The organism is Bacteroides sp. HMSC067B03, assembly GCF_001811315.1.
Lineage (GTDB): Bacteria > Bacteroidota > Bacteroidia > Bacteroidales > Bacteroidaceae > Bacteroides > Bacteroides faecis.
The window spans coordinates 1-2,110 of record NZ_KV804239.1; the positions used below are offsets into that span (position 1 = coordinate 1).

A 2,110-nucleotide genomic window follows, 5' to 3' on the forward strand; every position below is an offset into this window, starting at 1 on the left:
TTGGGAGAAGATCCAGCATGTTGATACGGTAATGATAGCAGATGGTAAGTTTAGTTTTCGAGGAAAGGCGAATGATTATAATCCTTCTATATTGACAGTTGGCAATTATCCCAAACCCACGCGTTCTGTAGAATTATTTTTGGATGCAGGAAAGATACAAGTATCTTTAGACTCACTGAGTGTTGTAGGTACGCCTTTAAATGATGCTCTATCACAATTCCAGAAGACAATGAAGCGGTTCACCAATGACATTACTCAAGTTACATCAGATAGTTTGAAGCGAATGCTTAATATGTCAAGAAGATTAATGTATAAAGAATTTGTGAGACAGAATATACATAATGGAATTGGACGTATGTACTGTTACGGTTGGAACTATTCATTACCTGATTTTGAAGAATTGTACGCATTGACTGATGATACACTGAAAAATACTCCATGGATGCTTGCCGTTTTAGAGGAACATAAAAGAGATCAAGAACGTATGAATAAGCTTTCTCAAATGTCAGGAGAAACATTTAAAAATCATATATTCGAGACGCTTTCTAAGAAACGAAAAGAACTGAGAAACTATGTTGGTAAGTCCAAATTATTGGTCGTTGATGTATGGGCATCATGGTGCGGACCTTGTAAAAAGGAAATTCCACATTTGAAAAAAGTTTATGATGATTATAAAGACAAAGGCCTTTCAATAGTCAGTGTTTCAATTGATGATTCAGATAAGAAATGGAAAGAAGCAGTGGACAAATTTGAAATGCCTTGGGAACAACTTAGGACAAGCTCGAATGAAGAGATGAAGTCTTTTATGGGAGATTATCTAATAGGAGGAATTCCTCACATGATTATAATTGATAAAGAAGGAATTATAGTCTATGCTGGTTCAGCTCTTCGTGCAGAAAAAGGACAATTGCAAAATTTGCTAGATGAAAAATTGAAATAGCTTGAGATAAATATTTTGTTTTAAAGTACTACTAGATTATGGTATTAGCTGATAGAGACGTTGCATTAAAGCTGTTGCAATTTCTTTACTATATTTGGGATGAGACCTTATGTTTATAAGTGTCCTAATGTAAAACTATGGAAGTGATAGAATGTAAAAACATAGTTTAAAAGTATGTGATGTTAGCTTTTAGTAATGAATTGTTGTATAATATGCGTTTTTGTGTTGAAGGAATATATAATGATTTAAATGTTGTGTGAAAGATAATCTTGAATATTTTATATCATATGATTCTGTAGTATAAAATTATATGTTTTGAGTTAGTTTGTATTTGTTTACATGGAATGAGAATGTTTCTTTTGTGATGACTATGTGTAATTTGCACATTAAAAGCATATTGCTGTAAAATGTTGTGGCTATTATTTATTAAAACAATTTTTAAAATGAAAAAATTATCAAAAATGACTCTACTACATGTAGAGAAAATGTCTGATTCAGAAATGAAGCAGATATTGGGAGGAAACTCTCTCGCCACGCTAAGTAGCGATAATTGTTATGAAGAATATATTTCAACTGATCCTCCTGAGACAAAATGCTCTGGTTCTTGTGCTCCTTATATGCATTATGACTTTGATACGCAGAAGCTTACTTCTATACCAAGAATTTGCAAAAAAACAATAGGTTGTCAATGTGTTATGTCAACTAAATTTTGATAAGTAGTAGCAGGTATTAACATGAAGCCTGTTTCTTTATAAGAAACGGGCTTTAAATTGTAAATAAAATATGAGGTATATAATTGTGTTTTTTTTGATGCAGATGTTTTCACTACCGATAATGAGCCAAGTGCAATTGCCAGATTCTATGGTCATCTGTTTTATGGACTCCAAAGTTATGGATACGCAGGCGGCATATTGGAAAGTTTATAAAGAAGAAGCAACAGGAACGGGGGAGGTTATATCTGTACGTAATGCTATCATGCGTTATGGTGAAATAGCGCGGAATGGTATTTGGACATTTTGGACTATAAATAAACTTGAAGAAACTCCTTTGCAACCTGATGAATATATAATTCATGGAACAGTAAACTCAGTTTATAATGGTGAATTTGCTATGTTAATAACATTTGAACCAACTGATTGGGAGAAGATCCAGCATGTTGATACGGTAATG

Annotated in this window: 3 protein-coding genes; all 3 read left to right on the forward strand. The window is 32.9% G+C overall.

The features are described from left to right. The coding region (locus HMPREF2794_RS00825; RefSeq protein ID WP_070750588.1) for a TlpA disulfide reductase family protein at positions 1 to 940 on the forward strand (940 nt) is incomplete at its 5' end. Positions 941 to 1,383: 443 nt separating this feature from the next. Next, on the forward strand, positions 1,384 to 1,653 hold the full coding sequence (locus HMPREF2794_RS00830) for a hypothetical protein (protein WP_139147218.1): 270 nt from the start codon (positions 1,384 to 1,386) through the stop codon (positions 1,651 to 1,653). Positions 1,654 to 1,723: 70 nt separating this feature from the next. Beyond that, on the forward strand, positions 1,724 to 2,110 hold a 387-nt coding region (locus tag HMPREF2794_RS00835), incomplete at its 3' end, for a hypothetical protein (RefSeq protein WP_139147219.1).

Bases quoted from the DNA above. Each gene is read 5' to 3' on its own strand.
- HMPREF2794_RS00830 (WP_139147218.1), top strand. From the start codon at position 1,384: ATGAAAAAATTATCAAAAATGACTCTACTACATGTAGAGAAAATGTCT.